Raw genomic sequence first — 26,255 nt, forward strand, 5'->3', positions numbered from 1 at the left:
GCCCAAACGGGCCACCTCATCCCGGGTGCAAACGCTTCCAACTTCACTGTGACCTGGGCCATACTCGGAGGCGTGATCGGCAAGCGGCAATTGCCCCAGGTGCCGTCCGTGGAACCTTCGGAGGTTGGAAGTGGCTTCATCTCGCCCCAGCAGTGACAGTATCCAGGAGCGCAAGGGACTCAAGCGCGTCGTGGTCGCCTCGATGGCCGGAACGGTCGTCGAATGGTACGAGTTCTTCCTGTACGCGACGGCGGCAACGCTCGTCTTCAACAAGATCTTCTTCCCCGAGGCAGCCAACGAGCTGGACAACATCATCAAGGCGTTCCTGACCTACGCCGTGGGCTTCATCGCCCGCCCGATCGGCGGCATCGTCTTTGGCCACTTCGGGGACAAGTACGGCCGCAAGCACCTGCTGCAGGTGGCCATCATCCTGGTGGGCGTCACCACCTTCCTGATGGGCTGCCTGCCGACCTTCGACGCCATCGGCTACGCGGCGCCGATCTTGCTGGTGGTCCTGCGTTTCTTCCAGGGCTTTGCCGTCGGCGGCGAATGGGGCGGTGCGGTGTTGCTGGTCGCCGAGCACGCACCGGACAAGGAACGAGGGTTCTGGGCATCCTGGCCGCAGGCAGCGGTGCCGGCAGGCAACCTGCTCGCCACCATCGTGCTGCTGGTGCTCTCCTCCACACTGTCCGAGGAGGCCTTCCTGGCCTGGGGCTGGCGGATCGGCTTCTGGCTCTCGGTGGTCATCGTCGCGGTGGGCTACTACGTGCGCACGCGGATCTCCGACGCCCCGATCTTCCAGGAGGCCAAGGCCGAGCTGGAGCAGAACGCCGAGGCCGGCTACGGCGTGGCCGAGGTCTTCCGCCGCTACCCGCGCGGCGTGTTCACCGCCATGGGCCTGCGGCTGGGCGAGAACATCCTCTACTACATGGTGGTGACGTTCTCCATCACCTACCTCAAGACCCAGCTGAAGATGGACACCTCCACGATCCTGCTGCTGATGCTGGTGGCACACCTGATCCACTTTGCGGTCGTTCCGGTGATCGGGCGCTACACCGACAAGCTGGGCCGCCGCCCGGTCTATGCCCTGGGTGCCGCGCTCATGCTGGTCTGGGGATTCGTGGCCTTCCCGCTGTTCAACACGCAGAACGACTTCGTGATCCTGCTGGTGGTCGTGGCGGGCCTGCTGGTCCACGGCCTGATGTACGCCGGGCAGCCGGCCATCATGGCCGAGATGTTCCCGACCCGCATGCGCTACTCCGGGGTTTCCCTGGGTTACCAGGTCACCTCGATCGTGGCCGGCTCGATGGCCCCGATCATCGCCACCTTCCTGCTGAGCATCTACGGGTCGTGGGTGCCGGTGGCCATCTACATCGGCATAGCGGCGATCATCACCCTGGCCGTCGTGTACTCCATGCGTGAAACCAACGGTATTTCCCTGCACGACATCGACGAGGCCGACCGGGCCCGGACGATCGTCATCAACACGGAGGCATCGGAGGCCGCGGCGCGCGACAGCGTGAAGTAGTACAGAGACATGAGGCAACAATGCCTGTGGGAAGCGGCGATGGCCGCTTCCCGCAGGCATTTGCGCGCCCGGGTCCCTACCCGGTGGCATCTCCCATGGCCGCAACCGCCGCCAGCACCGCCGGGTTGCGCAGCGCCTCTTCGCGCCCGACCACCCAATAAGTGGCGGCATGTGCATAGTCGCCCGGCAACAGACGCACCAGATCGGCCTCGAGGTCGGCCAAGAAGTCCGGCAGGATGCCGATCCCGGCCGAGGCCTTGGTCGCCGCAATATGGGAGAACACGCTGGTGGAGGTGATGCCCCGGGGCATCGGCGGCAGTGATTCGGTCGCACTGTCCAGCTCGTCAATGGTCAGCGCGGATTCCACATAGTAGTTCAGGCGGTGCGAGACGAGATCGGCAAGCCCCTGCGGTTCCCCGTGGTCGGCAAGGTACTCGCGGGAGGCATAGAGCCCCAGGTGGTAGGTGAGCAGCTCGGTCGCCACAGCCTTGTGCACGTGGGGCTTGCCCACCACCACTTCCAGGTCGACGCCCGAACGGGTTTGCCTGGCCCTCTGGGTTGCGCTCATCAGCTCGACTGCAAGCCGCGGGTGCTTGCGTTGCAGGGCGGCCATGGCCGGGGTCGCAAAATGCGCGGCGAAGGCGTCCGGCACCCCGATGCGAACCGTTCCGGCGAGTTCGCCGGTGGCACGGGTCTCGGTGAGGCCCGTCAGCGCCCGCTCGATGTCCTCGGCGACCCCCAGGGCACGACGTCCCAGGTCAGTGACCTCCCAACCGGAGGGTGTGCGCGTGAGCACGCGGCCGCCCACAGCCTTTTCGAGGGCGGCAATGCGGCGCGACACCGTCGAGTGGTTGACACCCAGCACGTCGGCCGCCGCGGTGTAGCGCCCGAGTCGGGCCACCGAGAGAAAGGTGATCAAGGATTCCAGATGGTGGTGGTCAAGGGTACGTTCCATGCACTCATTGTGCGTTGACGCACATGAGTGGTGCAAACCTGGGCCCATCTTGTGCGTTGAACGTCAAGAAGTGGACACATAGTGTGGTGGCTATCACGGCCCGATCGGGCGGACCACGGCGCAGGAGGAATCATGGCAGTTTACGGCTGGATCGGACTAGGAAACATGGGCGGGCCAATGACCGCAAATCTCGTTGCGGCCGGGCACCAGGTCAAGGGATACGACCTCAACCCGGAGGCCTGCATCGCCGCCAAGGAACATGGCGTCGAAATCGTTGGCTCCATTGCCGAGGCGGTCCAGGGATCCGATGCGGTCTTCACCATGCTCCCCAAGGGCGAGCACGTCCGCAGCGTGTACGAGGGCAATGACGGAATCTGGGCCCACGCCACCGCGCAGACGCTGCTGCTGGACAGCTCGACGGTAGACATCGAGACCTCGCGCTTTTGCCACGAAGGCTCGCTCGAGCGTGGCCTGAAATTCGTCGACGCACCTGTCTCCGGGGGAATCTCGGGGGCCGCCGCCGCAACCCTGGCCTTCATGATCGGGGGAATCCCGGAGCACACGGCCGAAGCGGTGGAGCACATCAAGCCGCTGGCGGGCAAGACCATCGTGGCCGGCGGGGCCACGACCGGCATCGCCGCCAAGATCTGCAACAACATGATGCTCTTCATCGACCTGATGGCCTCGGCCGAGGGTTCCCAGCTGGCCGAGAAGCTGGGGCTGGATCCCAAGGTCTTCTGGGAGATCGCCTCGGTCTCTTCGGGACGCTCGTGGGCGCAGCAGACCTGGTACCCGGTGCCGGGCGTCATCGACACCTCGGCTGCAAACAACAACTTCGATGCAACGTTCCGGGTGGACCTGGCCCGCAAGGATGTCGGGCTGGCCCTGGACGCCGGCGAGATGACGGGAGTCAAGCTCCCCGCGGCGACCCTGGCACGCGAGCACTTCGACGCACTGATCGCCGAAGGCCTGGGAGACAAGGACTGCTCCCTGATCGTCAAGAACGTTTCACCGGACGGCACCGTAGCCGGCTACACCCAGGAGAAGAACTGACCATGTCGCAAACCCTTGAACACCTGTCCGTGTCCACCATCGGCCACCACATCGGCGGCACGTCCATCACCGACTCCGAACGCTTCAGCCCGGTCTACAACCCGGCCACCGGCGAACAAACCGGCCAGGTAGCACTGGCCAGCGCACAGACCGTGCGCGAGGCAACCACCACCGCGGCTGCGGCACAGCGCGGTTGGCGCCGCCTGGGACTGGCCAAGCGCAGCCAGATCCTCTTCAAGGTCCGCCAGCTCATCGATGAACGCCGCGCCGAGCTCGGCGCGATTATCACCGCTGAACACGGCAAGGTCCTCTCCGACGCGGACGGGGAGATCGTCCGCGGCCTGGAAAACGTGGACTTCTGCACCGGGCTGATGCACCACCTCAAGGGCGAATACGCCGAACAGGTCGCCACCGGCGTCGATGTCCACCAGACCCGGCAGCCGCTGGGCGTGGTCGCCTGCATCACCCCCTTCAACTTCCCCGCCATGGTTCCGCTATGGATGATCACCACCGCCATCGCCGCCGGCAACGCGGTGATCCTCAAGCCCAGCGAGCGCAACCCCTCGGCCGCGAACTGGATCGCCGAGATCTTCGAGGAGGCGGGCCTGCCGGCCGGGATCCTGAACGTCGTTCACGGTGACAAGGTGGCAGTCGACGAGATCCTCGCCAACCCCGCGATCACCGGGGTTTCCTTCGTCGGTTCCACGCCGATCGCCAAGTACGTGTATTCCACCGCGGCGGCAAACGGCAAGCGCGTCCAGGCGCTGGGAGGCGCCAAGAACCACATGGTCGTGATGCCAGATGCGGACCTGGATGCCGCCGCGGATGCCGCGATCTCCGGTGCCTACGGCTCGGCCGGGGAACGCTGCATGGCCGTCTCGGTCGTCGTGGCCGTCGGCTCCATCGCCGATGAACTCGTTGCCAAGATCTCCGAGCGCATCCCCGGGCTCAAGGTCGGCGACGGGACGCACCCGGACTCGGAGATGGGCCCGCTGATCACCGCCGCCGCACGGGACCGGGTGGCAGGATTCATCGCCTCGGCCCAGGAAGAAGGTGCCGAGGTATTGGTCGACGGCCGAAACCAGCACTTCGATTCCAACGGCTACTTCATCGGGGTCTCGCTCGTTGACCACGTGAAGCCCGGGATGCGGGTCTATGACGAGGAGATCTTCGGCCCCGTCCTGGCCGTGGTGCGCGTGGAGGATTACGCGCAGGCCGTTGAGTTGATCAACTCGAACCGCTTCGCCAACGGCACGGCGGTCTTCACCCGCGACGGCAAGACCGCCCGCGAGTATGAGTTCGACATTGAGGTCGGGATGGTGGGCATCAACGTGCCGATCCCGGTGCCCATCGGCGCCTTCAGCTTCGGCGGGTGGAAGGACTCGCTCTTCGGCGACACCCACATGTACGGGCCGGAGTCCTTCAACTTCTACACCCGGCGCAAGGTCGTCACCAGCCGCTGGCCCGACCCGAGCGAATCCCAAATCGAATTGGGATTCCCCACGCACTGACCGAGTTTCCGCGCCAGGCTGGGTCGGGAACCCCCACGGGGGCGCTCGACCCAACCTGGCGTGGGGACCATCGAACACAGCCATAGATTTCGATTTAACCCAGGACAGGATAACGCGACATGCCCGAGTCCATGAACGCCGTGGTGGTTTCCGAACACGGAGGCCCGGAAACCTTTGAATTTCGGCAAGCCGAGCGGCCGTCGCCAGCGGCGGGCCAGGTCCTGGTGCGGTTGTCCGTCGCCGGGGTGAACTACCTCGACGTCGCCCAACGCAAGGGGGCAACACCGCTGCGGGCCCCGTTCCTTGCAGGGGTCGAGGGCGTGGGAGTCATCAAGGCACTGGGCGAGGAGGTCACCGGGCTTGCGCCCGGACAGCGCGTGGGGTGGCTTGCCGGAGGCCAGGGGAGCTTCTCCGAGTTCGCGGTGGTCGATGCCTCCAAGGTGGCGTCGATCCCCGACAGCATTGACGACGCCACAGCCGTGGCAGCGTTGATGCAGGGCATCACTGCCCACTACCTGGTGCATGACACCTACGCCGTCGGCCCGGGCGACACCGTGCTCATCCATGCGGCCGCCGGGGGAGTGGGCCAATGGCTGACACAAATCGCAAAGCTGAAGGGTGCACGGGTCATCGGGACGGTTTCCACCAAGGCCAAGCAGGACGTGGCGCTGGCCAACGGGGCGAATGAGGCCATCGGCTACGAAGGGTTTGCCGACAAGGTCCGCGAGCTCACCGGAGGGGAAGGCGCATCGGTCGTTTACGACGGGGTTGGGAAGGCGACCTTCGACGAAAGCCTGCGGGCCCTGCGGATACGCGGCGTGCTGGTCGCGATCGGCGGCGCCAGCGGACCGATTCCAACCCTGGACGTGAACTCGCTGGCCGGGCTTGGTTCCCTGTACGTCACGCGGCCGACCGTGGTCCACCACGTGCGCACGGCGGAGGAAATTGCCGGTCGCGCCTCGGACATCTTCGACTGGATCGCTTCGGGGGCCATCAAGGTTCCCCAGGTGACGCAGTACGGCATCGCCGATGTCGTCGAGGCGTTCAGGGCGCTGGAATCCCGCGGCACCACGGGCAAGGTGGTCCTGAAGCACTCGGCGGACAGCCGCCACATGGAGTAACTGTCGTGGCCGGGCGGATGGGTCCGAATCCCGCCGACTCCCGGGGAAATCAATCCTGTCCGGCGGCGTCGTACGCGGGATCTTAACGCGCGGTTCACCTCACCGTGGCCGCAGCGTTGTTCGGGGCGGGCAGCGTGGTGGGTGTCCGTCCCCGACATCGAAGGATCCCCATCATGAGGCTTCGCACCATCACCCTTGGAACACTCACCGCATGCCTGGCCGCAGGGCTGGCAGTCCCGGCCGTTGCCGCGCCCGTCGTACCGCAGGAGAACGAGGCGCCGATCCTGATCGGCCACCGCGGAGCCGCCGGCGTCGCACCGGAGAACACCCTGGCCGCAGTCAAGGCCGGCAGCCAGTCGGGTGCCGACTTCGTCGAGATCGACGTCCAGCTGTCCAGCGACGGCGTCCCGTTCATCTTCCACGACAACACCCCCGCACGCACCACCAACGTCGCCGAAGTGTTCCCGGAGCGCGTCAACGACCCGATCACCTCCTTCAGCTGGAACGAGCTGCAGCAGCTCGATGCTGGATCCTACTTCTCGGCCGACTTCGCCGGCGAAAAGATCCCGCACTTCGATGCCGTGGCCGACGTGCTCACCGGCGAGACCGGCGTGTTCATCGAGATCAAGTCCCCGTCCCAGTCCCCGGGCGTCGAGCAGGTCGTTGCCGATGCCCTGGCCAACGATGCCGAGTGGAGCGAGCTGGAAAAGGCCGGCAAGATCGAGGTCCTGGGCTTCGACGCCGCCTCGAACAAGGCTTTCGCGGAGCTGGCCCCGGAGGTCCCGCTGCAGCAGTTGACCGGCACCGTCCCCGGCGACGCGGTCCTGGCCGACTACGCAACCTACGCCGATTCCTTCGGCACCAGCTACCGCACCCTCGACGCAGCAGGCGCAGCTCGGGTCAAGGAAGCAGGCCTGGGCCTCGGCGTTTACACCGTCAATTCCACCGAGGCCGCGGATGCCTCCCTGGAACTTGGCGTCGAGCGCATCACCGGCGACTTCCCGCAGCAGGTCAACCGGCACCTCAATGGCCAGAAGGTCTTCCCATCGAACAACGGAGTTGTCATCTCAAACGCGATCAACGACGTGCCGGGCAACGACCTTCAGCCGGAAACCGGCGAACACGTCATCCTGACCAATAACGGCAACCGCACGATCGACGTCGGCGGCTACGTGCTGCGCGATGCAGCCAACAACATCCTGCGCATCGGCAAGGGTTTCAAGTTGACGCCGGGCGCGGAACTGCGCGTGTACTCCGGGCCCGGTACCAACACCGCCGAGACGTTCTACCTGGGCGGCGAGACCGCAGTCCTGAACAACGGCGGCGACTCACTCGGTCTCTGGACCGCCAAGGGCCAGCTGGCCGATACCTTCGCCAACTAGCTCCGGCAGCAGCAACTGCCGTACCAAGACGGCCGGGCCCACCCCAATCGCTCTAGGGGTGGGCCCGGCTTTCTTGTGTCTGCCTACAATGTGCGCACATCGCGCCGAATCGGATGGTCTTCGGGAACCTGCACCAGCACGATCCGGGTGCCGTCCGGGTCCTGGATCCATCCCTCGATCAGTCCCCACGGCTCGGTCTGCGCCTCCCGAGCGATCCCGACGCCGAGGCCCGCGAGTCGCTCCAGCTCCGCCTGGACGTCCCGTACCTGCAGCCACAGCACCAGGGACGAGTCGCTGCCGACCTCGCGGGTGCCCGCAACCTCGAGCAGGCCGTTGCCCAGGAAGAACAGCAGCCCGCGGTGCCCGGCGGGCCCGAACTCGCGGGACACAGCCAGGCCCAGCACGTCGCGGTAGAACGCTTGGGTCTCGGGCAGGTTCACGGGCCGCAGCAGCACCCGGCTTGAGAGGATCTCCATGGATCCCAATCTACCGGCGGCAGGGGTCCCTAGCGCCAGGAAACCTCATTGATGAGTGCCTGGCCCTCGGCAACGTATCCGGCCATCTCCTCCGGGGGCACCATGGAACCGCCGGTTGACCACACCACATGGGTCGCGTTGGCCAACGCCGCATCATCCAGCCCGAACGCGGCGCGGTACGTTTCGTCTTCGAGGATGCGCCACGGCCCGGCGAACCCGGCCGCTGCGGAAGGCTCCACGTCGATGCCCTCGGTGTCGTGCAACAGGCCGACGAACGCCTTCATGCGCTCGTCGGTGACGGTCACGTATCCGTCGATCAGCTGCTGCAGGTGCTCGCCGACCAGCCTCGAGGGGCGGCCCACTGCCAATCCGTCCGCGGCGGTGAGTCCGTCCAGGCCGATGTCCGCCACGGAAATTGAATCGTGCAACCCGGTGCGCACGCCCAAGGACATGCAGGGAGAGTTCACCGGCTCGGCAAAGACGCAGTGCACCGCGTCCCCGAAGGACACCTTGAGCCCGAACGTCACTCCGCCCGGGCCGCCGCCCACCCCGCAGGGCAGGTGGACGATCAGCGGGTGCCGCTCATCGACCCTGACGCCCAAGGACGCCAGCTGCCCGGCCAGGCGGGCCCCGGCGACCGAGTAGCCGGCGAACAGGCTCAGCGAGGCCTCGTCGTCGACGAACCAGACGCTCGGATCCTCTTCGGCGGTGCGGCGCCCGGCGGCCACGGCGTCGGAGAAGTTGCCCGCGTGCTCCACGACGGTGACCCCGCGGGCGCGCAGCAGCTCCTTTTTCCAGGCCCGGGCGTCCATCGACATGTGCACGGTGGTGTTGAACCCCAGCTCCGAGGCGACGATGCCGATGGACAGGCCCAGGTTGCCGGTGGATCCCACGGCGATCCCGTGGCGCGAGAGCACCTCGCGCACCTCGGGCCGTTCCAGCACGCGGGCATCGTCCGTCCCGGCCATCAGGCCGGCGGCGATGGCGATGCGCTCGGCGACCTCGAGCACCTCGTGGATGCCGCCGCGTGCCTTGATCGACCCGCTGACCGGCAACGAATCGTCGCGCTTGAGCCACAGCTTGCCCGGCAGCACGCGACCGAATCGGCTGCCCAGTTCCTCCTGCATGTCGGGGATGCCGACCAGCGGGGATTCGAGGATGCCGTGCGTAGCGCGGGTGTCAGGGAAATGCTCGGCGAACCAAGGGGCGAAGCGGCCGAACCGGAGCCGGGCGTCGTCCACGATGGCCGGGTCGATGCCCGAGGCGTCGATTCCCGCCGGGGTATCGGTCGGCTTGGCGGCGAACCAGGCGGTCTCCTCGGCCCGGGCCAGGGCCGCGACCACGGGGTCGGTAAGGAGTTGCTCGAGGTCGAAGGCTTGGTTCATTGTCGTGGGATTCTCCATGTTTGCGGGCATTCTGCTTCCCAATGTAGGACACCGGATTGTCGGCGGCGAATCGGCGGCGGTCAGACCAGGCAGGAAGGATGTTCGTAATGCACCTCAGTGGCGGAGGGACGAACCGGTGGGAACGACCGTGGAATTCACGAGTGACAACCGTTAGCGTGAGTCCCGTGAAGAGTTTGCCCATCCAGCAGGAAGAAGGCACCACATGCGCGCGATAGTTTTCGAGGAATGGAAGCAGTTTCCGACGCTCAAGGAAGTCCGAAAGCCGGAACCTGGCCCGGGTGAGGTCTTGCTCAAGGTCGCAGGTGCCGGGGCATGCCATTCAGACGTGAGTATCTTCCAGGATTTCACGGCAGAGATGCCGGGCAACATGAAAGCGGGATTTACGCTCGGGCATGAAAACTCCGGATGGGTGGATTCAGTCGGAGAGGGTGTCAGCGGTGTCAACATCGGAGAAGCCTATTTGGTCTATGGTCCCGTTGGCTGTGGCCGGTGCAAGGCCTGCTCGCGTGGACAAGACACGTACTGTGAAAACGCCGCGACCAATCCGTACGCCGGGATCGGGCTGGGGCGTGATGGCGGCATGGCCGAGTATGTCGCGGTTCCGGCACGCAACTTGATCCCGCTGGGCGATGCCGATCCGATTGCCGCTGCACCGCTCGCGGACGCGGCCCTTACCCCCTATCACGCGATCAAGGGTGCGCTGCCGCACCTGAATGCGGGCGGACGATTTGCGTTGGTCGTGGGCCTGGGTGGACTGGGCCAGATCGCGGTGCAGATACTCAAGGCGCTCACCGGCGCCACCATCATCGCCACGGACATGAAGCCCGAAGCGATGGCCAAGGCCGAGGAGGCCGGGGCAATCACCGTTCCATCCGGACCCGACCAAGTCCGGAAGATCCGAGAAATCACGGGCGGACGTGGGGTCGATGCGGCATTCGATTTCGTGGGTGTCACCCCCACGTTGGCGACCGCCACGGCTTCAATGGCGCAGGGCGGCAAGCTCGTCGTCGTCGGGATCGCCGGTGGCGTGCATGAGTGGAGCTTTTTCACCACTCCGTACGAGTCGGTCATTACCAACACCTACTGGGGAACCGTTGAGGAGCTCCACGAGGTTGTCGACATGTATCGGGCGGGCCAGATCACTCCGGAAATCGAGACGTACTCGTTGGAAGACGGACTGGAGGCCTACCGGAAAATGGTGGCGGGCAAGCTGAACGCCCGGGCGGTCATCGTTCCGCACCAGGCCTAACGAATCGATGCCCCGTCGCCGCTTGCGCAAGCGGCGACGGGGCATTCGTCATGGGGTCGTCGTCGTTGGTGCATGCCGCGCCAACGTGGCTCGGGCATGGCGCAGCAGCGGCTCGTCGACCATTTGCCCCTCGAAGGTGAACACGCCGGCGGATTTCTCCGCCGCCGCCAGGACGTTTTTGGCCCTGTCGACCTGCTCGGTGGTGGGAATGAAGGCCTGGCGGATTAACGGCATCTGGCCGGGATGGATCGAGGCCTTCGCCCCGAAGCCCGAGGCCGCCGCGTCAACGGACTCGCCCAGCAAACCCGCGTGGTCGTCGATGTCGATGTAGACCGAATCAATGGCAACCTTGCCATAGGCTCCGGCTGCCAACAGGACCTGGGACCTGGCATGCCTGACCACATCCCGGTACGTGCCCGACTCCCTGCGGGAAGACGATCCTCCCAAGGAGGCGACCAGATCCTCGGCACCCCACATCATGGCCACAACGTTGCGAGTGCCGGCAATGACCTGGGCGTTGAGGATGCCCAGCGCGGTCTCGCACAGCGCCACGACCGCGTAGGCGGACAGCCGGGACAGGTCCTCGGGCCCCTCGGTCTTGGCGAGCATGATGGTGCGGTAATCGGTGGAGGACAGGGCCCGCAAGTCCGCGCTGAAGTCAGCGGTGCCCACCGGGTTCACTCGGACGATGGTGCGCTCCGGATCCAAGGGATTGTCCACCAGTGCCTGGCGGGCAGCCGACTTGTTCTCCGGTGCCACCGCGTCCTCCAGATCGAGGATCACCGCGTCGGCGCGTTCGAGCGCCTTGGCATATCGATCGGGGCGGTCCGCAGGGCAGAACAGGATTGCGGGTCCCATGGTGAAGATGCTCATGGTGCTTCGTCCTCGGTGTCGTAGGTGAGTGTTGCGACAATTTGGTTGGCCTTGACCAGGTCACCGACCCGCAAACGTCCCATCTGTACGGTACCCGTCCCGGGGGCCCTCATGGGGTGTTCCATCTTCATGGCCTCGATTGTCACCAAGATCTCACCGGCTTCGACCCATTGCCCGTCGCTCACTCCCACCGCGATCACGGTGCCGGGCATGGGGGAGCGGACATCGGGCGAGGCCTCGCCGGCAACATGGTCGCGGTTGGCCAGTTCCCGGCGCAGCAGTTCGTGCCGGTCGGGGAATCTCACGGAGGCAACCCAGCCGTCGTGGCTGAGCCACAGGGTGGATTCGTCGCCAAATGCCGTTGCAGGATGTTGTTGAATCCCATCGACGGCAACCGAACCTCCGGGCAGGAACGCGACGTCGAAGTCCCTGCCGTCCATGGTGAACGTGCGTCCTGCTGCGGTGGGAACCGACGAGAGGGTGCGAATCCCGTCGTTCACCTCGAGGGTGGTGGCCAGCGCCGCGGGGGTTCCCGTCCTCCAGGAGTCCCGCGCGTGCCAGGTGCCACCTCGGCCCGGGTGCCGCGTCATCTCCAGTGCCGCCGCGAAAACAATTTCGGTGTCGGTGACGGCGCGGAACGCCATGGATGGCATCTTGCGTTCGATCAGCGTGGTGTCGAGGTTTCCCTCGCGCACGTCGGTGTCCTCCAGCAGCAGACGCAGGTATTCGATGTTGGTCAGCACCCCCAGGATCTCGGTGTGCCCGAGGGCGGCATCCAGCCGGCCCAGCGCAGCGTCCCGATCGGCGCCCCACGCAATGACCTTGGCCAGCATCGGGTCGTAGTGCGGGGAGATCTCCAAGCCCTCGGTCAGCGAGGAATCCACGCGCACATGTTCCCCTGCCGGTTCGCGCACTGCCAGCAACCGTCCGGTGGAGGGCATGAAGTCGTGGGCCGGATCCTCGGCATAGACGCGTGCCTCGATGGCGTGCCCGTGCAGGGACACCTGCTCCTGGGTGAAGCCCAGCGGCAGGCCAGCGGCGATGCGCACCTGTGCCTCGACCAGGTCGATGCGCTCGCCGTCCACCCGGGCAACTTCTTCGGTGACGGGGTGCTCGACCTGAAGGCGGGTATTCATTTCCATGAAGAAGAATTCGCCCGGTGCCTCGTCCGAAACCAGGAACTCCACGGTCCCGGCACCCACGTAGTTCACCGAGGCGGCGGCGGCCACGGCCGCCGCACCGATCTCCTCGCGGATGCGCGCCCCCTCCGGGTGGTTCGCCAGCAGCGGGGAAGGTGCCTCCTCGATGACCTTCTGGTGGCGGCGTTGCAGGGAACATTCGCGCTCGCCCAGGTGCACGGTGTTCCCCTGGGTATCGGCCAGGATCTGGACCTCGATGTGCCGCGGGCTGCGCACCAGGCGTTCAAGGAAAAGCGTGTCGTCGCCGAAGGAGCTCAATGCGGTGCGCCGGGCGCTGGCCAGCGCCTCCGGCAGCTTGTCCGCGGAATTCACGGCGACCATGCCCTTGCCGCCGCCTCCCGCGGAGGGCTTGATCAGCACCGGGAAGCCAATCTCGGATGCCGCGTCGATGAGTTCCTCGTCGCTGAGCTCGGGCTCGGCAATGCCGGGGGTCACCGGCACGTCGTGGGCAGAGACATGGTTCTTGGAGCGGATCTTGTCACCCATGAGCAACAGCGCATCCACCCCGGGTCCGATGAAGGTGATGCCGGCATCCTTGCATGCCCGGGCAAACTCGACGTTTTCCGAGAGGAACCCGTAGCCCGGGTGCACCGCCTGGGCACCCGAGGCTCGGCAGGCGGCAATGACGTTGCCGATGTTCAGGTAGCTTTCGGCGGCAGGGGAGCCGCCCACGTGGATGGCAACGTCGGCCTCGCGCACATGCAGCGACCGGGCATCCGCATCGGAGTAGACGGCAACGGACCTGATGCCCATGCGCCGGAGAGTGCGGATCACCCGGACGGCGATCTCGCCGCGGTTGGCAACCAATACCGTGTCAAAGAGTTTCGTGGTCATGTGCGCATCACATCCTGAAGAGGCCGAAGGAGGTTTCGGGCAAGGGTTGGGTGGCACAGACATCCAGTGCCATGCCAAGGATGCGCCGGGTGTCCACAGGATCGATGACCCCGTCGTCCCAGAGCCGGGCGGTGGAGTAGTAGGGGTTTCCCTGGTCCTCGTACTGTTGCTTCAGGGGTGCCTTGAACGCGTTCTCTTCCTCGATGCTCCACGTGGAACCGGCGGCCTCGATCCCGTCGCGTTTCACTGTCGCAAGCACCGAGGACGCCTGGTTGCCGCCCATGACGGAGATGCGCGCGGCCGGCCACATCCACAAAAAACGCGGGGAGTAGGCCCGTCCGCACATCGAGTAGTTGCCGGCACCGAAGGACCCTCCGATGATGACGGTGAGCTTGGGGACCCGCGCGGTGGCGACCGCGGTGACCATCTTGGCGCCGTGCTTGGCAATGCCGCCGGCCTCGTAGTCGCGGCCCACCATGAACCCGGAGAGGTTCTGCAGGAATACCAGCGGAATGCCGCGCTGGTCGCAGAGCTCGATGAAGTGGGCGCCCTTGAGTGCGGACTCGGAGAAGAGCACACCGTTGTTGGCAACCACGCCCACACGATGGCCGTGGATGCGGGCGAACCCGGTGACCAGCGTGGTTCCGTAGTTGGCCTTGAATTCGTGGAATGCGCTGCCGTCAACGATCCGGGCAATGACCTCGCGCACATCGTAGGTGGCGTTCACGTCGGTGGGTACGGCGCCGTAGATTTCTGCCGGGTCCGCGATCGGAGCAGCGACCTCGGGGATGACATCCCATACCGGCTCGGGGGTGCGCGGCAGCGTTTCGATGATGTTGCGCACGATGGAGATGGCGTGGGCGTCGTTCTCGGCCAGGTGGTCGACCACGCCCGAGGTCCTGGCGTGAAGGTCCCCGCCGCCGAGCTCCTCGGCCGTGACGACTTCGCCGATCGCTGCCTTCACCAAGGGAGGACCACCCAGGAAGATGGTCCCCTGGTTGCGGACAATGACTGTCTCATCGCTCATGGCCGGGACGTAGGCGCCTCCCGCAGTGCAGGATCCGAGCACCGCGGCGATCTGCGGGATCTTGCGTGCCGAGAGGTTGGCCTGGTTATAGAAGATGCGGCCGAAATGTTCGCGGTCGGGAAAGACCTCGTCCTGCATGGGCAAGAAGGCACCGCCGGAGTCCACCAGATAGACGCAGGGAAGCCCGTTTTCCAGGGCGATTTCCTGGGCACGAAGGTGCTTTTTCACCGTGATGGGGAAGTATGTCCCGCCCTTGACGGTGGCGTCGTTGCAGACAATCATCACGTAGCGGTCATGGACCAAGCCGATGCCCGTGATCAGTCCGGCGCCCGGGCTACCGCCCTCGTACATGTCCTCCGCGGCCAGCGGTGCGATTTCCAGGAAGGGCGAACCGACATCCAAGAGTGCCTGGACGCGGTCGCGGGGCAGCAGCTTGCCGCGGTCCACGTGGCGTTGCCGGGTCTTCTCCGAACCACCCTTGGCAGCGGTGGCCAGGCGTTGGCGAAGTTCGGAAACCAGCGCTTCCTGTTCGGTGGCGTTCTTGAGGAAGGCGGGGGCGGTCGTATCAATCGTGCTGGACAGTATTTCCATGGATACTCTTTCCTCTCGCGATGTCTTGGCGGCGCATGGCCCTAACCGGAAAATGTGACCGAAATTCCGGTCGGCTCGCTGGCCACAACGACAGGCGGGCGAATGTAGTCGATACCATCGAGCATGGTTTGGTTTGCCGAGAGGATCTTGCAGGCCATGGCCACGAAATTGTGTTGAACCTCGATCAGCGTCAGCCGACCGTCGGGCCGGTACCAGTGGGCCACACCGGTTCCCATTTCCATCAGGGCAAGGCGCGCCATGGTGGCGTCATCGGTGGAGAAATCGCCGACGCGGATCCCTCGCTCGACGACCTGCGCAAAGAGCGATTCGTAGTCATCGCGCAACTTCTGCATGGCGGTGCGGTTATCGGGTGAGAGCGCGCGCATCTCGTATTCGGCCACCCGTGCGGTCAGCGGATTGGTGGCGGTGAAGCCAACATGCGACGAAACCAGGGCCGCCAATTGGATGGTCGGCTCGGCGCTGATGCGCATTGCCGCCGCTCCGGAGGTGATCATCTCGTCAAGGCAGCTGCGCATCACCTGAACCAGCAGTTCTTCCTTGCTGCCTGCATAGTGGTAAATCGTGGCGGAGTTGATGCCAGCGGCCCCGCCCAGCTCTCGGATCCCGGTCGCGGCGAACCCCTGCCGGGCAAAGAGCAGTACGGCAGCCTGCTGTACCTTGCCGATGTTCACCATGGACCCCGCTGCCGAGTATAAAAACAGAACCAATCAATCGATTGGCTTCATGACTCCAGCAAACACTGTGATACGGGTCACTGTCAATCAATTGATTGGGAAACGTTGGTGCATGGCTGGCGCTGCAGGTTGCCCGGGTGCGCAACCCTGGTCTCGCCCGGGAGCTGGGCGGCGATACGCACAACGCGAAACCGCCCGCCACCGCCACAGATCCGCGGCTACGGCGCGGTAATGACCTGGCCGGCGTAGGACAGCCCGCCACCGAAGGCGAAGAGCAGGATCGGGGTGCCCGAGGGCAACGGCTGATCCGCCATCATTTTGGACAGTGCCAAAGGCACCGAGGCAGCCGAGGTATTTCCCGAATACACCACGTCGGTGGCGACGATTGCGTTGGGGGCACCGATCTTCGCGGCCAGCGGCTCGATGATGCGCAGGTTGGCCTGGTGCAGCACGATCGCCCCGATTTCTTCGGGGTCCAGCCCGGCGCGTTCGATGACCTTTGCGGCGATCGCCGGCAGTTGGGTCACGGCCCAGCGGTAGACACTCTGGCCGTTCTGGACGAACTTGCCGTTGTTGGATTCCTCGATGCGTATCGCATCGGACACCGAGGGCACCGAGCCCCACAGCACTGGGGAGATCCCCGATTCCGCGGAGGCCGTGACCACCATGGCTCCGGCACCGTCGGCGGTGAGCACGCAGGTGGTGCGGTCGGTGAAGTCGGTCGCGTCGGTGAACTTCTCCGAGCCGATGACCAGCGCGTTGGTGACGCTGCCGGCGGCGATGGCGTGCTGGGCCAGTGCGAGTGCGTGGCAAAAGCCGGAGCAGACCGTGTTCACGTCGATGGTTGCAGGTCCCTGGTCCATGCCCAGCGCGTTGGCCACGCGGGCGGCCATGTTCGGGGAGCGGTCCCGCTCGGTGCAGGTGGCCACGATGACCAGGTCAATTTGTGTGGCGTCGAGGTCCTCGGCATTGGCAAGGGCCATGCGACCGGCCTCGGCGGCCATGGAGTCCACGGTGTCGGATTCCCCTGCCCAGCGGCGTTCCTTGATGCCGGTGCGGCGGGTGATCCACTCGTCGCTGGTGTCCACCAGCTTTTCCAGTTCCGCGTTCGGCACGATGCGCCCGGGCTGGTAGTGGCCGAAGGAAACAACTCTGCTGGCGGTCAAGGGGTCGGCTCCTGCTTGCGGGAATGATCTCGCCTGCAAGGGTACTGCCTGGGGTGGTGTGCCGGTTATTTGCATGACGAGGGGCAGGCCGTCAGAGCAACTGCCCGCCGCGCTTGCGCGCCTGCAACACCATGGTGCTCTGCAGGTGGGTCATCGACTTGCTCCACGAAGGATCCGACAGGAAGTCGTAAAGCTGAGCAGGGTTTGCGACCGTGATGTCGGCAACCAGCTGGCAGTCCCCGGCCACCGCGGCCGCGTAGCGGACCTCCGGACGCCTGGCCAGGGCCGCGCCGAGGGCCTCGACCTGGTGCGGGGCGGTGTGGATCCACAGCAGCGCCTCGGTGTTCAGCCCCAGCGCCTCGGGCTCGACTAGCGTGCGGATCGCCAGGTGGGAGTTGCGGATCAGCCAGTCGATGCGCCGGGACACCGTGGACTCCGACAACCTGACCTGGCGTGCGACGGCCTCCACGCTGGCGCGGCCGTCGCGCTGCAGGGCCTGGATGATCAGCTCGTCGTTTTCGGTGAGCCGGGCCGCTGCCTCGCGCACGCCCTGCTGCCGCGTGTCGTCCTGGGTCAGCTCGGTGTGCAGCGCGAGCTCCTCCGCGGCGGTCAGCACCCCGATGCGCCAGCCGCGGATGGTGCGGAAGTACTTCAGCACCGGATAGGTCGAGCAGGAGATCAGCCCCGGGGTCGAGGGCACCTGCAAGGTGAGCAGCTCGTTCAAGGCATGCGCCTCGCAGATGACCTCGGCCACCACGTCGCCGACCCCCGTCACCATGTAGCTGAAGGTGGTGTCGGCGCGCTGGGCCAGCGATTCGCAGGCAAGTCTGGCCGTTCCCGGCGTGCACGCCAGGCGCATGATGACCGACGATTCGCGCATGCGCAGGGCAGCGACGGTGATGGCCTTGGAGGCGAGAAGCTCCGAGCCCTGCCTCGCCACGGTGCGCTCGTGCTCGTCGAGCACCTGGGCGATCTTGCGCCAGGTGGCGCGGCCGTCCACCTGGAGGGCGCCGATGATGCGTTGTTGCAGTGCGCTGAGATCGCCTTGGGCCATGGGGTCCCCTTTGTAGTGGAAGCTCGCCGACCACGGGTCGGCCAATGACTGGCAGGCAATGGCCGTGGCAACAGCGTATCCAATGCCCGTCCCGCTGTGGACTCCCGTGCAGGAACCAGCGCCCGGCACGCGCCATTACCGGATTTCCTGTCCCTTCAGTCCTGTTGCAACCCACTGCGGCGCGCGCTCGGCGAAGCTCGTTCGCTGCTCAAAGTCTCGGGCGTAGCACAGTAGTTCCACGTCCTTGTAGTGGTTGGCCGTCATTTGCAGGCCCACGGGCAACCCGTCGGCGGTGAATCCGGCCGGTATGGACAGTGCCGGCAGCGAAGTGCCGGAGATCAGGCATGCCGAGCGCATCCAGTCGAGGTAGGTGGTGGCCGGGACTCCGGCGATCTCCTGCGGGTAGCGCCAGCTGGCGTCGAAGGGCAGGACCTGTGCGGCGGGGCTCAGGAAGAGGTCGAACGTGGCGAAGAATTTCTGCACGGCGATTTCCAGCCGGGTTCGTGCCGCGGTGGTGGCGATCAGGTCCTCGGCGTCCAGCGCCCACCCCTTCTCGACATTCCAGATGACTTCCGGCTTGATGATCTCGCGCCGGGAACGCACCAGGTCGCCCAACATGGCGGCGAAATCGTACGCTCGGGTATTGCCGAAGACCAGGTCGGCTTCGCGCAGGTCGATGGAGGCCTCCTCGACATGCGCCCCGGCCTGTTCGAAGACGGCGATCTGCGCGTCCAGCACCTCCAGGACCTCCGGTTCGACCGGGACACCGATCCCAAAGTCCCTGCTGTAGCCGATCCGGATTCCGCGCAGCGCGTTTGGTTCCAGCTGCGCGAAGTCGCGGCCGGAGAGCGTGTTGGGTGTCAAGACCCTGTCGCTGTCGCCGGCGGTGGCCTCCATGAACAAGGCGATGTCGTCCACGGTCCGCGCCATCGGTCCGCTGCGTGCCAGCCATGACCACGCATCCGTTGGCGCGGGCATGGGGATCACGCCGTAGGACGGGCGGAAGCCAACCACGTTGCAAAAGGATGCGGGGATGCGCAGCGAACCGCCCATATCCGAGCCCTCGCCCAGGGGCTGGATGCGGGCGGCAATGACGGCGGCAACGCCCCCGGAGGAGCCGCCGGCACTGAGCGCGGTGTCGTAGGGGTTCGTGGTGGTGCCGAAGACCTCGTTGAAGGTGTGGGAACCGGCCCCGAACTCGGGAACGTTGGTCTTGCCCGTCCGAATGGCCCCGGCCGCGGCCAGCCGCGCGATCTGCAGGTCGTCGGTCTGGGGAACGTTGTCCTTCAGGGCGAGCGAGCCCTGGGTCGTGAGCAGGCCCGCGGTGTTGAACGTGTCCTTGTGCGTCATCGGCAGTCCATGGAGCAGCCCGGTGGACTTGCCCTGCGCAGTGGCCTCATCGGCCTTCGCTGCGAGTTCGCGGGCGCGGTCGAAATCGGTGGTGACGACTGCATTGATCGGGCCATTGACCCGCTCGATCTGCTCGATGTGGCTCTCGAGGGCTTCCCGGGCCGACAGGTCGCAGCGCTTGATCGCTTCGGTCATCTCCCGGGCGCCCATGTCTTGAATCGCGTTCACGTTTTCCACGTCCTTGCTTGATTGGTTGGTCGATCGGCGCTGGGCCGAGATTCCTGATGTCCACAGTCTGTGCGCGCCGCGGACCGTGTGAATAGTCTGGTCGGGAAATTGGTCCAGAATGCATGAAAACGACAAATCCATGACGAAATCCCTCATTGGTTGCCAGAATCCCGGGGGCGGCGCAATCTGGAACGAAAGAGACGTGGCTCATAGTTTAGCCGGGAATGTGGCTGACGGCGGCGGCGTCGATGAGACCAAAGGAGAAGTTGCCGTGCCGCAAATCCACCCCCTCGCTGCAAACCCGACATCCACGGATATCTGGGCCGTGGCGAACACCCCGATCCTCTGGATCTGCGCACTGGGCGTCTTCGCCGTGATCTTCGTGCAGACCTATCTCTATATCAAGGCCGCCCGCCGCGCGGCGCCGCACATCGGCATGCCGACGCGCGAACTGAAGGAATCCTTCCGGGCCGGGGCCGTCGCCTCCATCGGGCCTTCGCTGGCAGTGGTGCTGGTGGCCATCGCCCTCCTGGCGCTGTTCGGGACCCCGGCGGTGCTGGTCCGCATCGGGCTGATCGGCTCCGCCTCGACCGAAACGGCCTCGGCGTCCCTGGCGGCGATTTCCATGGGCACCGTGCTCGGCGGGCCCGAATACACGCAGCAGGTCTTCGCCGTCGCGTTCATGGCCATGTCCCTCTCGGGCGGCATGTGGATGCTCTCCACCCTGGTGCTGACCCCCGTGCTCAAGCGCGGCGGCAAGAAACTGGCGAAGGCCAATCCGGCGGTCATGGCACTGATCCCGGCCGCCGCATTGCTCGGCGCCTTTTCGATGCTGGCCATCGCGGAGCTGCCCAAGTCCAACATCCACGCGGTCACCTTGATGATTTCCGCTGCAACCATGTGCCTGTGCCTCTTCCTGGCCAAGCTGCTCAAGGCGCGGTGGCTCAAGGAATGGGCGCTGGGCTTCGCCATCATGGTCGCCATCGCCGCCGCCTACCTGATGCACACGGCCTAGCCCCGCGTTCCCTGCAAACAAGAAAGCAGAAAAACCATGACCACCCCCGTCGCCACCCATTCCGATGCCTCCATGGCCCGTTTTGAATCCGAGACCACGCGCTACGGATCCCTGACCATGCTTGCCGGTCTCGTCTTCTCGCTGCTCGGACCCGTCTACCTGGTCTTCTTCTCGGGCCTGGAGATCACCGGACCCATGGTCTGGATCGCGTTCGCCGCGGTCGCGGCCACCTTCGGGGTCTTTTGGTTCGTCGAGCCGCTGACCTACTTCCCGATCCTCGGCTCGGCCGCGATGTACCAGGCGTTCATGATCGGGAACATCTCCAACAAACTGCTCCCCGCCGCCATCGTTGCCCAGTCCAGCATCAACGCCAAGCCCGGAACCCGGCGCGGCGACCTGGCGGCCGTGATGGCCATCGGCGGGGCGGCCACCGTCCACCTGACCAGCCTGTTGGTCTTCGTCGGGCTGCTGGGCACGTGGCTGGTCTCGCTGGTCCCCGCCAGCATGATCGAGGTCGCCCGCCTCTACATCCTGCCCGCGCTCATGGGGGCCGTGCTCGTGCAGGCGATCGTGAGCATGAAGCGCCTGCGGCCGACAGTGATCGCGGTGGCCCTTGCCCTGCTGGTCCAATTCGTCATCGTCCCCGCCGCACCAAAGATGGCCCTCTTCGCCACCGCGCTGGTGGTCGTCTGCTCGATCATCCTCTCCTGGGTGCTGCGGGACCGAAAAGAAGTCCACACCGCCGTCGAAGTCGACTGATCCAACCCTCCGCCGGCCTCCGCCACACGCGGCGCCGGACACCGAACGAAAGGAAGCACCCACATCATGACCGCACCCACCCTGGACCTCGAGGGCATCGCCACCGACTGGATGCACGAGCAGTACCTGCACCTGCACCGGCATCCCGAACTCTCCATGCAGGAGCACGAAACCGCCGCCTACATCCAGGCGCGACTGGCCGAACTCGGCATCGAGAACTTCCGCTGCGGCGGCACGGGCGTGGTGGGAATCCTGCGCAACGGTCCGGGCAAGACCGTGGCCTTCCGCGCCGACACCGACGGGCTGCCGATCAAGGAGGACACCGGGGCCGACTACGCCTCGACGGCGACCTCGCATTTGCCCGACGGCACCGAGGTCCCGGTCATGCACGGCTGCGGCCACGACACCCATGTCGCGGTGCTGCTGGCCGCGGCGCGATTCCTCGCGGAAAACAAGCCGGCGTGGCACGGGACGCTGGTGCTGGTGTTCCAGCCCGGGGAGGAAACCGGCGCCGGGGCCCGGGCCATGGTCCAGGACGGACTCTGGGAGCGGGCGCCGCGGCCCGACGTCGTGCTCGGACAGCATGTCTTTCCCTACGCGGCCGGATCCGTGCACATTTCCTCCGGCACCGCGATGGCCCTGGCCGACGCCCTGAAGGTGACCCTGCACGGGAAGCAGTCCCACGGCTCACAGCCGCAGGACTCCATCGACCCGATCCTGCTCGGCGCCCACATCATTGCCAGGCTGCAGGGGATCGTTTCCCGGGAGCTGGCACCGACAACGCCGGCGGTGGTGACGGCGGGGACGTTCCACGCCGGCCTGAAGGAAAACATCATTCCCGACCGCGCCGAATTCACGCTCAATGTCAGGACGCTGACTCCCGAGGTCCGCGCCACGGTGCTGGAGGCGATCACCCGGATCGTCAACGCGGAGGCCCAGGCCTCCAATGCGCCCGCACCCGACATCGAGCACGTCTACGACTTCCCGCGCTGCTACAACGATCCGGACCAGACGCAGTCGGTCATCGCGTCGCTGCGCGCCGAGCTGGGCCAGGAGCAGGTGGTCCTGGCCCCGCCGGTTATGGGCAGCGAGGACGTGGGGTGGCTCGGCGATTCCATCGACGTGCCCACCGTCTACTGGTTCTTCGGGGGATTCCCCGCGAACCAGGAGCATCCGCCGGTGAACCACTCGCCGTATTTCCTGCCCGAGATGGAACCGACCCTTTCGGCCGGGGTCCGGGCGGCGGTGGCGGCCATTTCGGGCTACCTGGCCTAGAAACCAAACGGGTGCGGAAGGCGACGATGTCTCCTTCCGCACTTGCATGTTCCGGCCCGGCACCGCCTCATCTTCCCGTCCTCCGGTGCGGGGTAGTGGCCGTCCACAGTCCGTCGGATGAAGGCGCTGTCGCGAGGTGTGCCGGCGCATCCGGCGGGCTTGGAGGTGGAGCTGGTCAACGTCCTGCGGGTGGGATTACGCCAGCGACAACAGTCGTATCGTGAGCCGATACACGATACGGTAATTTCGTGATCGTCAGTTTCCGGCACAAGGGGTTGGAAGCGCTCTATCGCGACAATTCCAAGAAGGACGTGCAGCCCGCGCCTGGGGCCAAGCTCCTCCGCATCTTGGGCGTGCTCGATATTGCGCAAACACCGCCTGACCTCGCCATTCCCTCGTTCCGCACGCATGAGCTCAAGGGCGACCTTGCCGGACACTTCTCGATCTGGGTCAACGGCAATTGGCCTGTGACGTTCCGATTCGCTGGACAAGACGTCGAGCTCGTTGACTACAGGACTACCACTGAAGGAACAGCACCATGATGAAGAACCCACCGCACCCGGGTGAGATCATTCGCGAAGACGTGCTCGCCGAACTCGGCTTGACCGTCGCTGAAGCCGCGCTGAGGTTGGGGGTCTCCCGCGTGACCCTGAGCCGCGTTGTCAACGGACGTGCCGGCATCAGCCCGAACCTGGCCGTCAGGCTGGAGCTTGCCGGGACCGGTACCGCCCGAGGATGGCTTGCCATGCAGGTGAACTATGACCTTGCCCGGGAGCTGAACGGCAAGACACACGACGTGAAACCACTCGACGCCGCCTGAACAGTGGGCTAAACACGGGCACTCCCACGCTTCGATGAAGTGTGGGAGTGCCCGTGTTCGCGTTCGGCCAATGTGAGGCCCGAGCTTGTTGGCGCTACAGCGCCCTTAGAATCACGGCGCTTCCCTGTCCGCCGCCGCCGCAGATGCCGGTGGCGCCCACGGATCCGGCGCCGAGCTCGGCGAGCTGGCGGGCAAGGGTGCCGACGATCCGGGCGCCCGAGGCACCGATCGGGTGGCCCAGGGCGATGGCCCCGCCCTTGGCGTTGACGATCTCCGGGTCGATGCCGAGCTTCGCGGTGGAGCGCACGCCCACGGCGGCAAAGGCCTCGTTGATCTCGACCGCCTTAAGATCCGCCGGCGCAATGCCGGTGCCTTCCAGTGCGGCCAGGATGGCATTGGCCGGCTGTTCGTGCAGCGTGACGTCGGGCCCTGCCACCAGGGCGTGGGAGACGATCTCGGCCATTGGCTTGATGCCAAGGCGTTCGGCGGCGGCCTTGCTGACCAAGACCACCGCGGCGGCGCCGTCGGTGATCTGCGAGGCGTTGCCCGCGGTGATGGTTCCCTCCTTGCTGAAGGCGGGGCGCAGCTTGCCCAGGGAATCGACGGTGGTGTCGGCGCGGATGCCGTCATCGGCGGAGACGACGGTGTCCCCGCGCCGGGAGGAGATGGTGAAGGGTGCGATCTCCCCGGCGTGGAAGTCGGCTGCCGCGGCGGCCAGCTGGTGCGAGCGGGCGGAGAACTCGTCCTGCTCCGCACGCTTGATGCCCATGGAAGTGTTGCCGTCCTCGGTGGATGAGCCCATGGAACGCTTTTCAAACGCGTCGGTGAGTCCGTCGAATTCGAGGGTGTCGATCATTTCGATGGCACCGTACTTGGTTCCGGCCCGGGCGCGCTGGACGTGGGGTGCCAGCGACATGGATTCCTGGCCGATGGCCACCACCACGTCTGCCTCCCCGGCGTCGATCATGCGGGTTCCCGCCACGACGGCCTCGGTGCCCGAGAGGCACACTGCATTCAGCGTCAGGGCAGGGATGTTGAGGCCGATGCCCGCGCCGACGGCGGACTGGCGTGCCGGGTTCTGCCCGGCACCGGCCTGCAGCACTTGGCCGGCGAAGACGCGCTGGACTTGGTCGGCGGGGATCCCTGCACGTTCGAGCGCCGCAGCGGCGGCGTGGGCTCCCAAGTCAGTGGCCGACACGGTGCCGAAGGCCCCGTTGAATCGGGCAAAAGGGGTGCGGGCGTACCCGGCGATCAGTGCGCTCATGCTGCTGCTTCTTCCTCAAGGTCAATGGTGAATGGTGCGCCGGTGGTTTCGCGCAGGGACTCGACGGTGATTCCGGGGGCCATGGCGCGCAGCACCAAGGCGGCATCGAGCACGTCGAACACGGCACGGTCGGTGATGATCCTGTCCACCACGCCGACGCCGGTCAGCGGCAGGTCGCAGGTTTCGACGATCTTCGGGGTGCCGTCCTTGGCCACGTGGTCGGTGATCACGATGACGCGCGGGGTGCCGGCCACCAGATCCATGGCCCCGCCCATGCCCTTGACGAGCTTGCCGGGGATGGTCCAGTTGGCCAGGTCGCCGTTGGCGGCGACCTGCAGGGCGCCGAGGATCGCGGTGGCCACATGCCCGCCGCGGATCATGCCGAAGGAGGTGGCCGAGTCGAAGTAGCTGCCGCCGGGCAGCAGGGTGACGGTCTGCTTGCCGGCGTTGATCAAGTCGGCGTCCTCTTCCCCCTCGTAGGGGAAGGGGCCCATGCCCAGCAGGCCGTTCTCGGACTGCAGGGTGACGTTCACGCCCTCGGGCAGGTTGTTGGCCACCAGGGTCGGGATGCCGATGCCCAGGTTCACGTACTGGCCGTCGGTCAGTTCGCTTGCGGCAATTGCCGCCATTTCATCGCGTGTCCACATGTTGGCTATGCCTCCTGGCGGACGCGCACGGTCCGCTGTTCGATGTCCTTGATGCCGTCGGTGGCGACGACGTGCTGCACGAAGATGCCCGGGGTGTCCACGAGGGACGGGTTCAGGTAGTCCTCGTGGATGAGCTCCGCCTCGGCGAAGGTCACCCGCCCGGCCGCCGCGACCAGCGGGTTGAAGTTCCGCGCCGTCATCCGGTAGCGCAGGTTGCCTTCCGGGTCGGCCTCGAAGGCGCGGACCAGGGAAATGTCCGCGATGATGCCGCGTTCCAGGATCGCGGCGCGGCCGTCGAATTCCATGGTTTCCTTGCCCTCGGCGACCGGGGTGCCCACGCCGGTGGGGGTGTAGAAGGCGGGGATGCCCGCACCCCCGGCGCGCAGCCGCTCGGCCAGCGTGCCCTGCGGGACGAACTCGACCTCGAGCTCTTTATTGAGGAACTGCTGGGCGAAGAGTTTGTTCTCGCCCACATAGGAGGCCAGGACCTTGGAGACCTGCTTGTTTTCCAACAGCACGCCCAGACCCTTGCCGTCCACGCCCATGTTGTTCGAGACGATGGTGAGCCCGGTGGCGCCAGAGTCGCGCAGGGCGGTGATGAGTCGGTTGGGGATTCCGCTGAGGCCGAAACCGCCAACCGCAATGGTCATTCCATCGCGCACGGTTGCGGCCAACGCCGCAGCGGCGTCGCCGATGACTTTCGTTGCCATGGTTCTCCTTGTGTCGTCCACGATGTGGAATGCTCCGATGTCCTGCTTTGACCGTACCGATCCGGTG

General features: G+C 65.9%; 24 protein-coding genes. 11 read left to right on the forward strand and 13 right to left on the reverse strand.

Annotated features, from left to right (window positions below; genetic code table 11):
• The first annotated feature begins 130 nt into the window (after window positions 1-130).
• On the forward strand, window positions 131-1,528 hold the full coding sequence (locus Q2T94_RS09625) for an MFS transporter (protein WP_302263910.1): 1,398 nt from the start codon (window positions 131-133) through the stop codon (window positions 1,526-1,528).
• A 76-nt stretch (window positions 1,529-1,604) separates the two neighbouring features.
• Here the strand turns inward: Q2T94_RS09625 and Q2T94_RS09630 are convergent, their stop codons facing one another.
• A complete protein-coding gene (locus Q2T94_RS09630) occupies window positions 1,605-2,483 on the reverse strand; it encodes a LysR family transcriptional regulator (protein ID WP_302263911.1) in 879 nt (292 codons plus the stop codon).
• Between the two features lie 132 nt (window positions 2,484-2,615).
• Here Q2T94_RS09630 and mmsB point away from each other — a divergent pair, with 132 nt between their 5' ends.
• The 4 genes from mmsB to Q2T94_RS09650 all read left to right on the forward strand — a co-directional run bounded on the left by mmsB (window position 2,616) and on the right by Q2T94_RS09650 (window position 7,550).
• On the forward strand, window positions 2,616-3,536 hold the full coding sequence (gene mmsB, locus Q2T94_RS09635) for a 3-hydroxyisobutyrate dehydrogenase (RefSeq protein WP_302263913.1): 921 nt from the start codon (window positions 2,616-2,618) through the stop codon (window positions 3,534-3,536).
• A 2-nt stretch (window positions 3,537-3,538) separates the two neighbouring features.
• Window positions 3,539-5,047, forward strand: coding sequence for a CoA-acylating methylmalonate-semialdehyde dehydrogenase (locus tag Q2T94_RS09640; RefSeq protein ID WP_302263914.1), 1,509 nt, complete (start codon window positions 3,539-3,541; stop codon window positions 5,045-5,047).
• Between the two features lie 119 nt (window positions 5,048-5,166).
• Window positions 5,167-6,168 carry a quinone oxidoreductase family protein gene (locus Q2T94_RS09645; RefSeq protein WP_302263915.1) on the forward strand — a complete coding sequence of 334 codons (1,002 nt, stop codon included), beginning with the start codon at window positions 5,167-5,169 and terminating at the stop codon, window positions 6,166-6,168.
• Window positions 6,169-6,341: 173 nt separating this feature from the next.
• Complete coding sequence (locus Q2T94_RS09650; RefSeq protein ID WP_302263916.1) at window positions 6,342-7,550, forward strand: glycerophosphodiester phosphodiesterase family protein; 1,209 nt, start codon at window positions 6,342-6,344, stop codon at window positions 7,548-7,550.
• A gap of 83 nt (window positions 7,551-7,633) precedes the next feature.
• On the opposite strand, the gene Q2T94_RS09655 is transcribed toward Q2T94_RS09650, so the two are convergent.
• Window positions 7,634-8,026, reverse strand: coding sequence for a VOC family protein (locus tag Q2T94_RS09655; RefSeq protein ID WP_302263918.1), 393 nt, complete (start codon window positions 8,024-8,026; stop codon window positions 7,634-7,636).
• 29 nt (window positions 8,027-8,055) lie between these two features.
• Entirely contained in the window at window positions 8,056-9,411 is a 1,356-nt protein-coding gene (gene dsdA, locus Q2T94_RS09660) for a D-serine ammonia-lyase (protein WP_302263920.1), read from the reverse strand.
• Window positions 9,412-9,634: 223 nt separating this feature from the next.
• Between dsdA and Q2T94_RS09665 the strand changes: the two genes are divergently transcribed.
• On the forward strand, window positions 9,635-10,681 hold the full coding sequence (locus tag Q2T94_RS09665) for an NAD(P)-dependent alcohol dehydrogenase (RefSeq protein WP_302263922.1): 1,047 nt from the start codon (window positions 9,635-9,637) through the stop codon (window positions 10,679-10,681).
• 48 nt (window positions 10,682-10,729) lie between these two features.
• Here Q2T94_RS09665 and Q2T94_RS09670 read toward each other — a convergent pair whose 3' ends face one another.
• The 7 genes from Q2T94_RS09670 to Q2T94_RS09700 form a co-directional block, all read right to left on the reverse strand.
• Complete coding sequence (locus Q2T94_RS09670) at window positions 10,730-11,554, reverse strand: HpcH/HpaI aldolase/citrate lyase family protein (RefSeq protein ID WP_302263923.1); 825 nt, start codon at window positions 11,552-11,554, stop codon at window positions 10,730-10,732.
• A complete protein-coding gene (locus tag Q2T94_RS09675) occupies window positions 11,551-13,587 on the reverse strand; it encodes an acetyl/propionyl/methylcrotonyl-CoA carboxylase subunit alpha (RefSeq protein ID WP_302263925.1) in 2,037 nt (678 codons plus the stop codon). The genes Q2T94_RS09670 and Q2T94_RS09675 overlap by 4 nt, the downstream gene beginning before the upstream one ends.
• 7 nt (window positions 13,588-13,594) lie before the next feature.
• Entirely contained in the window at window positions 13,595-15,205 is a 1,611-nt protein-coding gene (locus tag Q2T94_RS09680) for a carboxyl transferase domain-containing protein (protein WP_302263927.1), read from the reverse strand.
• Between the two features lie 41 nt (window positions 15,206-15,246).
• Window positions 15,247-15,933, reverse strand: a complete 687-nt coding sequence (locus Q2T94_RS09685; RefSeq protein ID WP_302263929.1) for a TetR/AcrR family transcriptional regulator — start codon at window positions 15,931-15,933, stop codon at window positions 15,247-15,249.
• A 185-nt stretch (window positions 15,934-16,118) separates the two neighbouring features.
• Window positions 16,119-17,066, reverse strand: coding sequence for a beta-ketoacyl-ACP synthase III (locus Q2T94_RS09690; RefSeq protein ID WP_302263930.1), 948 nt, complete (start codon window positions 17,064-17,066; stop codon window positions 16,119-16,121).
• Between the two features lie 91 nt (window positions 17,067-17,157).
• Window positions 17,158-18,120: an Lrp/AsnC family transcriptional regulator gene (locus Q2T94_RS09695; RefSeq protein WP_264268705.1), complete on the reverse strand. Its 963-nt coding sequence runs from the start codon at window positions 18,118-18,120 to the stop codon at window positions 17,158-17,160.
• A gap of 135 nt (window positions 18,121-18,255) precedes the next feature.
• Window positions 18,256-19,680: an amidase gene (locus Q2T94_RS09700; RefSeq protein ID WP_302266397.1), complete on the reverse strand. Its 1,425-nt coding sequence runs from the start codon at window positions 19,678-19,680 to the stop codon at window positions 18,256-18,258.
• A gap of 298 nt (window positions 19,681-19,978) precedes the next feature.
• Here Q2T94_RS09700 and Q2T94_RS09705 point away from each other — a divergent pair, with 298 nt between their 5' ends.
• The 5 genes from Q2T94_RS09705 (at window position 19,979) to Q2T94_RS09725 (ending at window position 23,567) form a co-directional block, all read left to right on the forward strand.
• The gene (locus Q2T94_RS09705; protein ID WP_302266398.1) at window positions 19,979-20,713 is read left to right on the forward strand and encodes a DUF5058 family protein; all 735 of its coding nucleotides are present in this window, start codon (window positions 19,979-19,981) and stop codon (window positions 20,711-20,713) included.
• Window positions 20,714-20,749: 36 nt separating this feature from the next.
• On the forward strand, window positions 20,750-21,472 hold the full coding sequence (locus tag Q2T94_RS09710; protein ID WP_302263933.1) for a hypothetical protein: 723 nt from the start codon (window positions 20,750-20,752) through the stop codon (window positions 21,470-21,472).
• Between the two features lie 66 nt (window positions 21,473-21,538).
• Window positions 21,539-22,747 carry an amidohydrolase gene (locus Q2T94_RS09715; RefSeq protein ID WP_302263935.1) on the forward strand — a complete coding sequence of 403 codons (1,209 nt, stop codon included), beginning with the start codon at window positions 21,539-21,541 and terminating at the stop codon, window positions 22,745-22,747.
• 248 nt (window positions 22,748-22,995) lie between these two features.
• Window positions 22,996-23,289, forward strand: a complete 294-nt coding sequence (locus Q2T94_RS09720) for a type II toxin-antitoxin system RelE/ParE family toxin (RefSeq protein WP_302263937.1) — start codon at window positions 22,996-22,998, stop codon at window positions 23,287-23,289.
• The gene (locus Q2T94_RS09725) at window positions 23,286-23,567 is read left to right on the forward strand and encodes a HigA family addiction module antitoxin (protein WP_302263939.1); all 282 of its coding nucleotides are present in this window, start codon (window positions 23,286-23,288) and stop codon (window positions 23,565-23,567) included. The genes Q2T94_RS09720 and Q2T94_RS09725 overlap by 4 nt, the downstream gene beginning before the upstream one ends.
• Window positions 23,568-23,661: 94 nt before the next feature.
• Here the strand turns inward: Q2T94_RS09725 and Q2T94_RS09730 are convergent, their stop codons facing one another.
• From Q2T94_RS09730 to Q2T94_RS09740, 3 genes are read right to left on the reverse strand one after another with little or no spacing between them, the layout of a single operon-like run.
• Window positions 23,662-24,831 (reverse strand): acetyl-CoA C-acyltransferase, encoded by a 1,170-nt coding sequence (locus Q2T94_RS09730; protein ID WP_302263941.1) that lies wholly within the window; start codon window positions 24,829-24,831, stop codon window positions 23,662-23,664.
• A complete protein-coding gene (locus Q2T94_RS09735) occupies window positions 24,828-25,478 on the reverse strand; it encodes a CoA transferase subunit B (protein ID WP_302263942.1) in 651 nt (216 codons plus the stop codon). Before Q2T94_RS09735 ends, Q2T94_RS09730 begins: the two co-directional genes overlap by 4 nt.
• A gap of 5 nt (window positions 25,479-25,483) precedes the next feature.
• Window positions 25,484-26,188, reverse strand: coding sequence for a CoA transferase subunit A (locus tag Q2T94_RS09740; protein WP_302263943.1), 705 nt, complete (start codon window positions 26,186-26,188; stop codon window positions 25,484-25,486).
• Between the last annotated feature and the right edge of the window lie 67 nt (window positions 26,189-26,255).

This window comes from Paeniglutamicibacter sulfureus (genome assembly GCF_030512175.1).
In the GTDB taxonomy this organism is placed as follows: domain Bacteria; phylum Actinomycetota; class Actinomycetes; order Actinomycetales; family Micrococcaceae; genus Paeniglutamicibacter; species Paeniglutamicibacter sulfureus.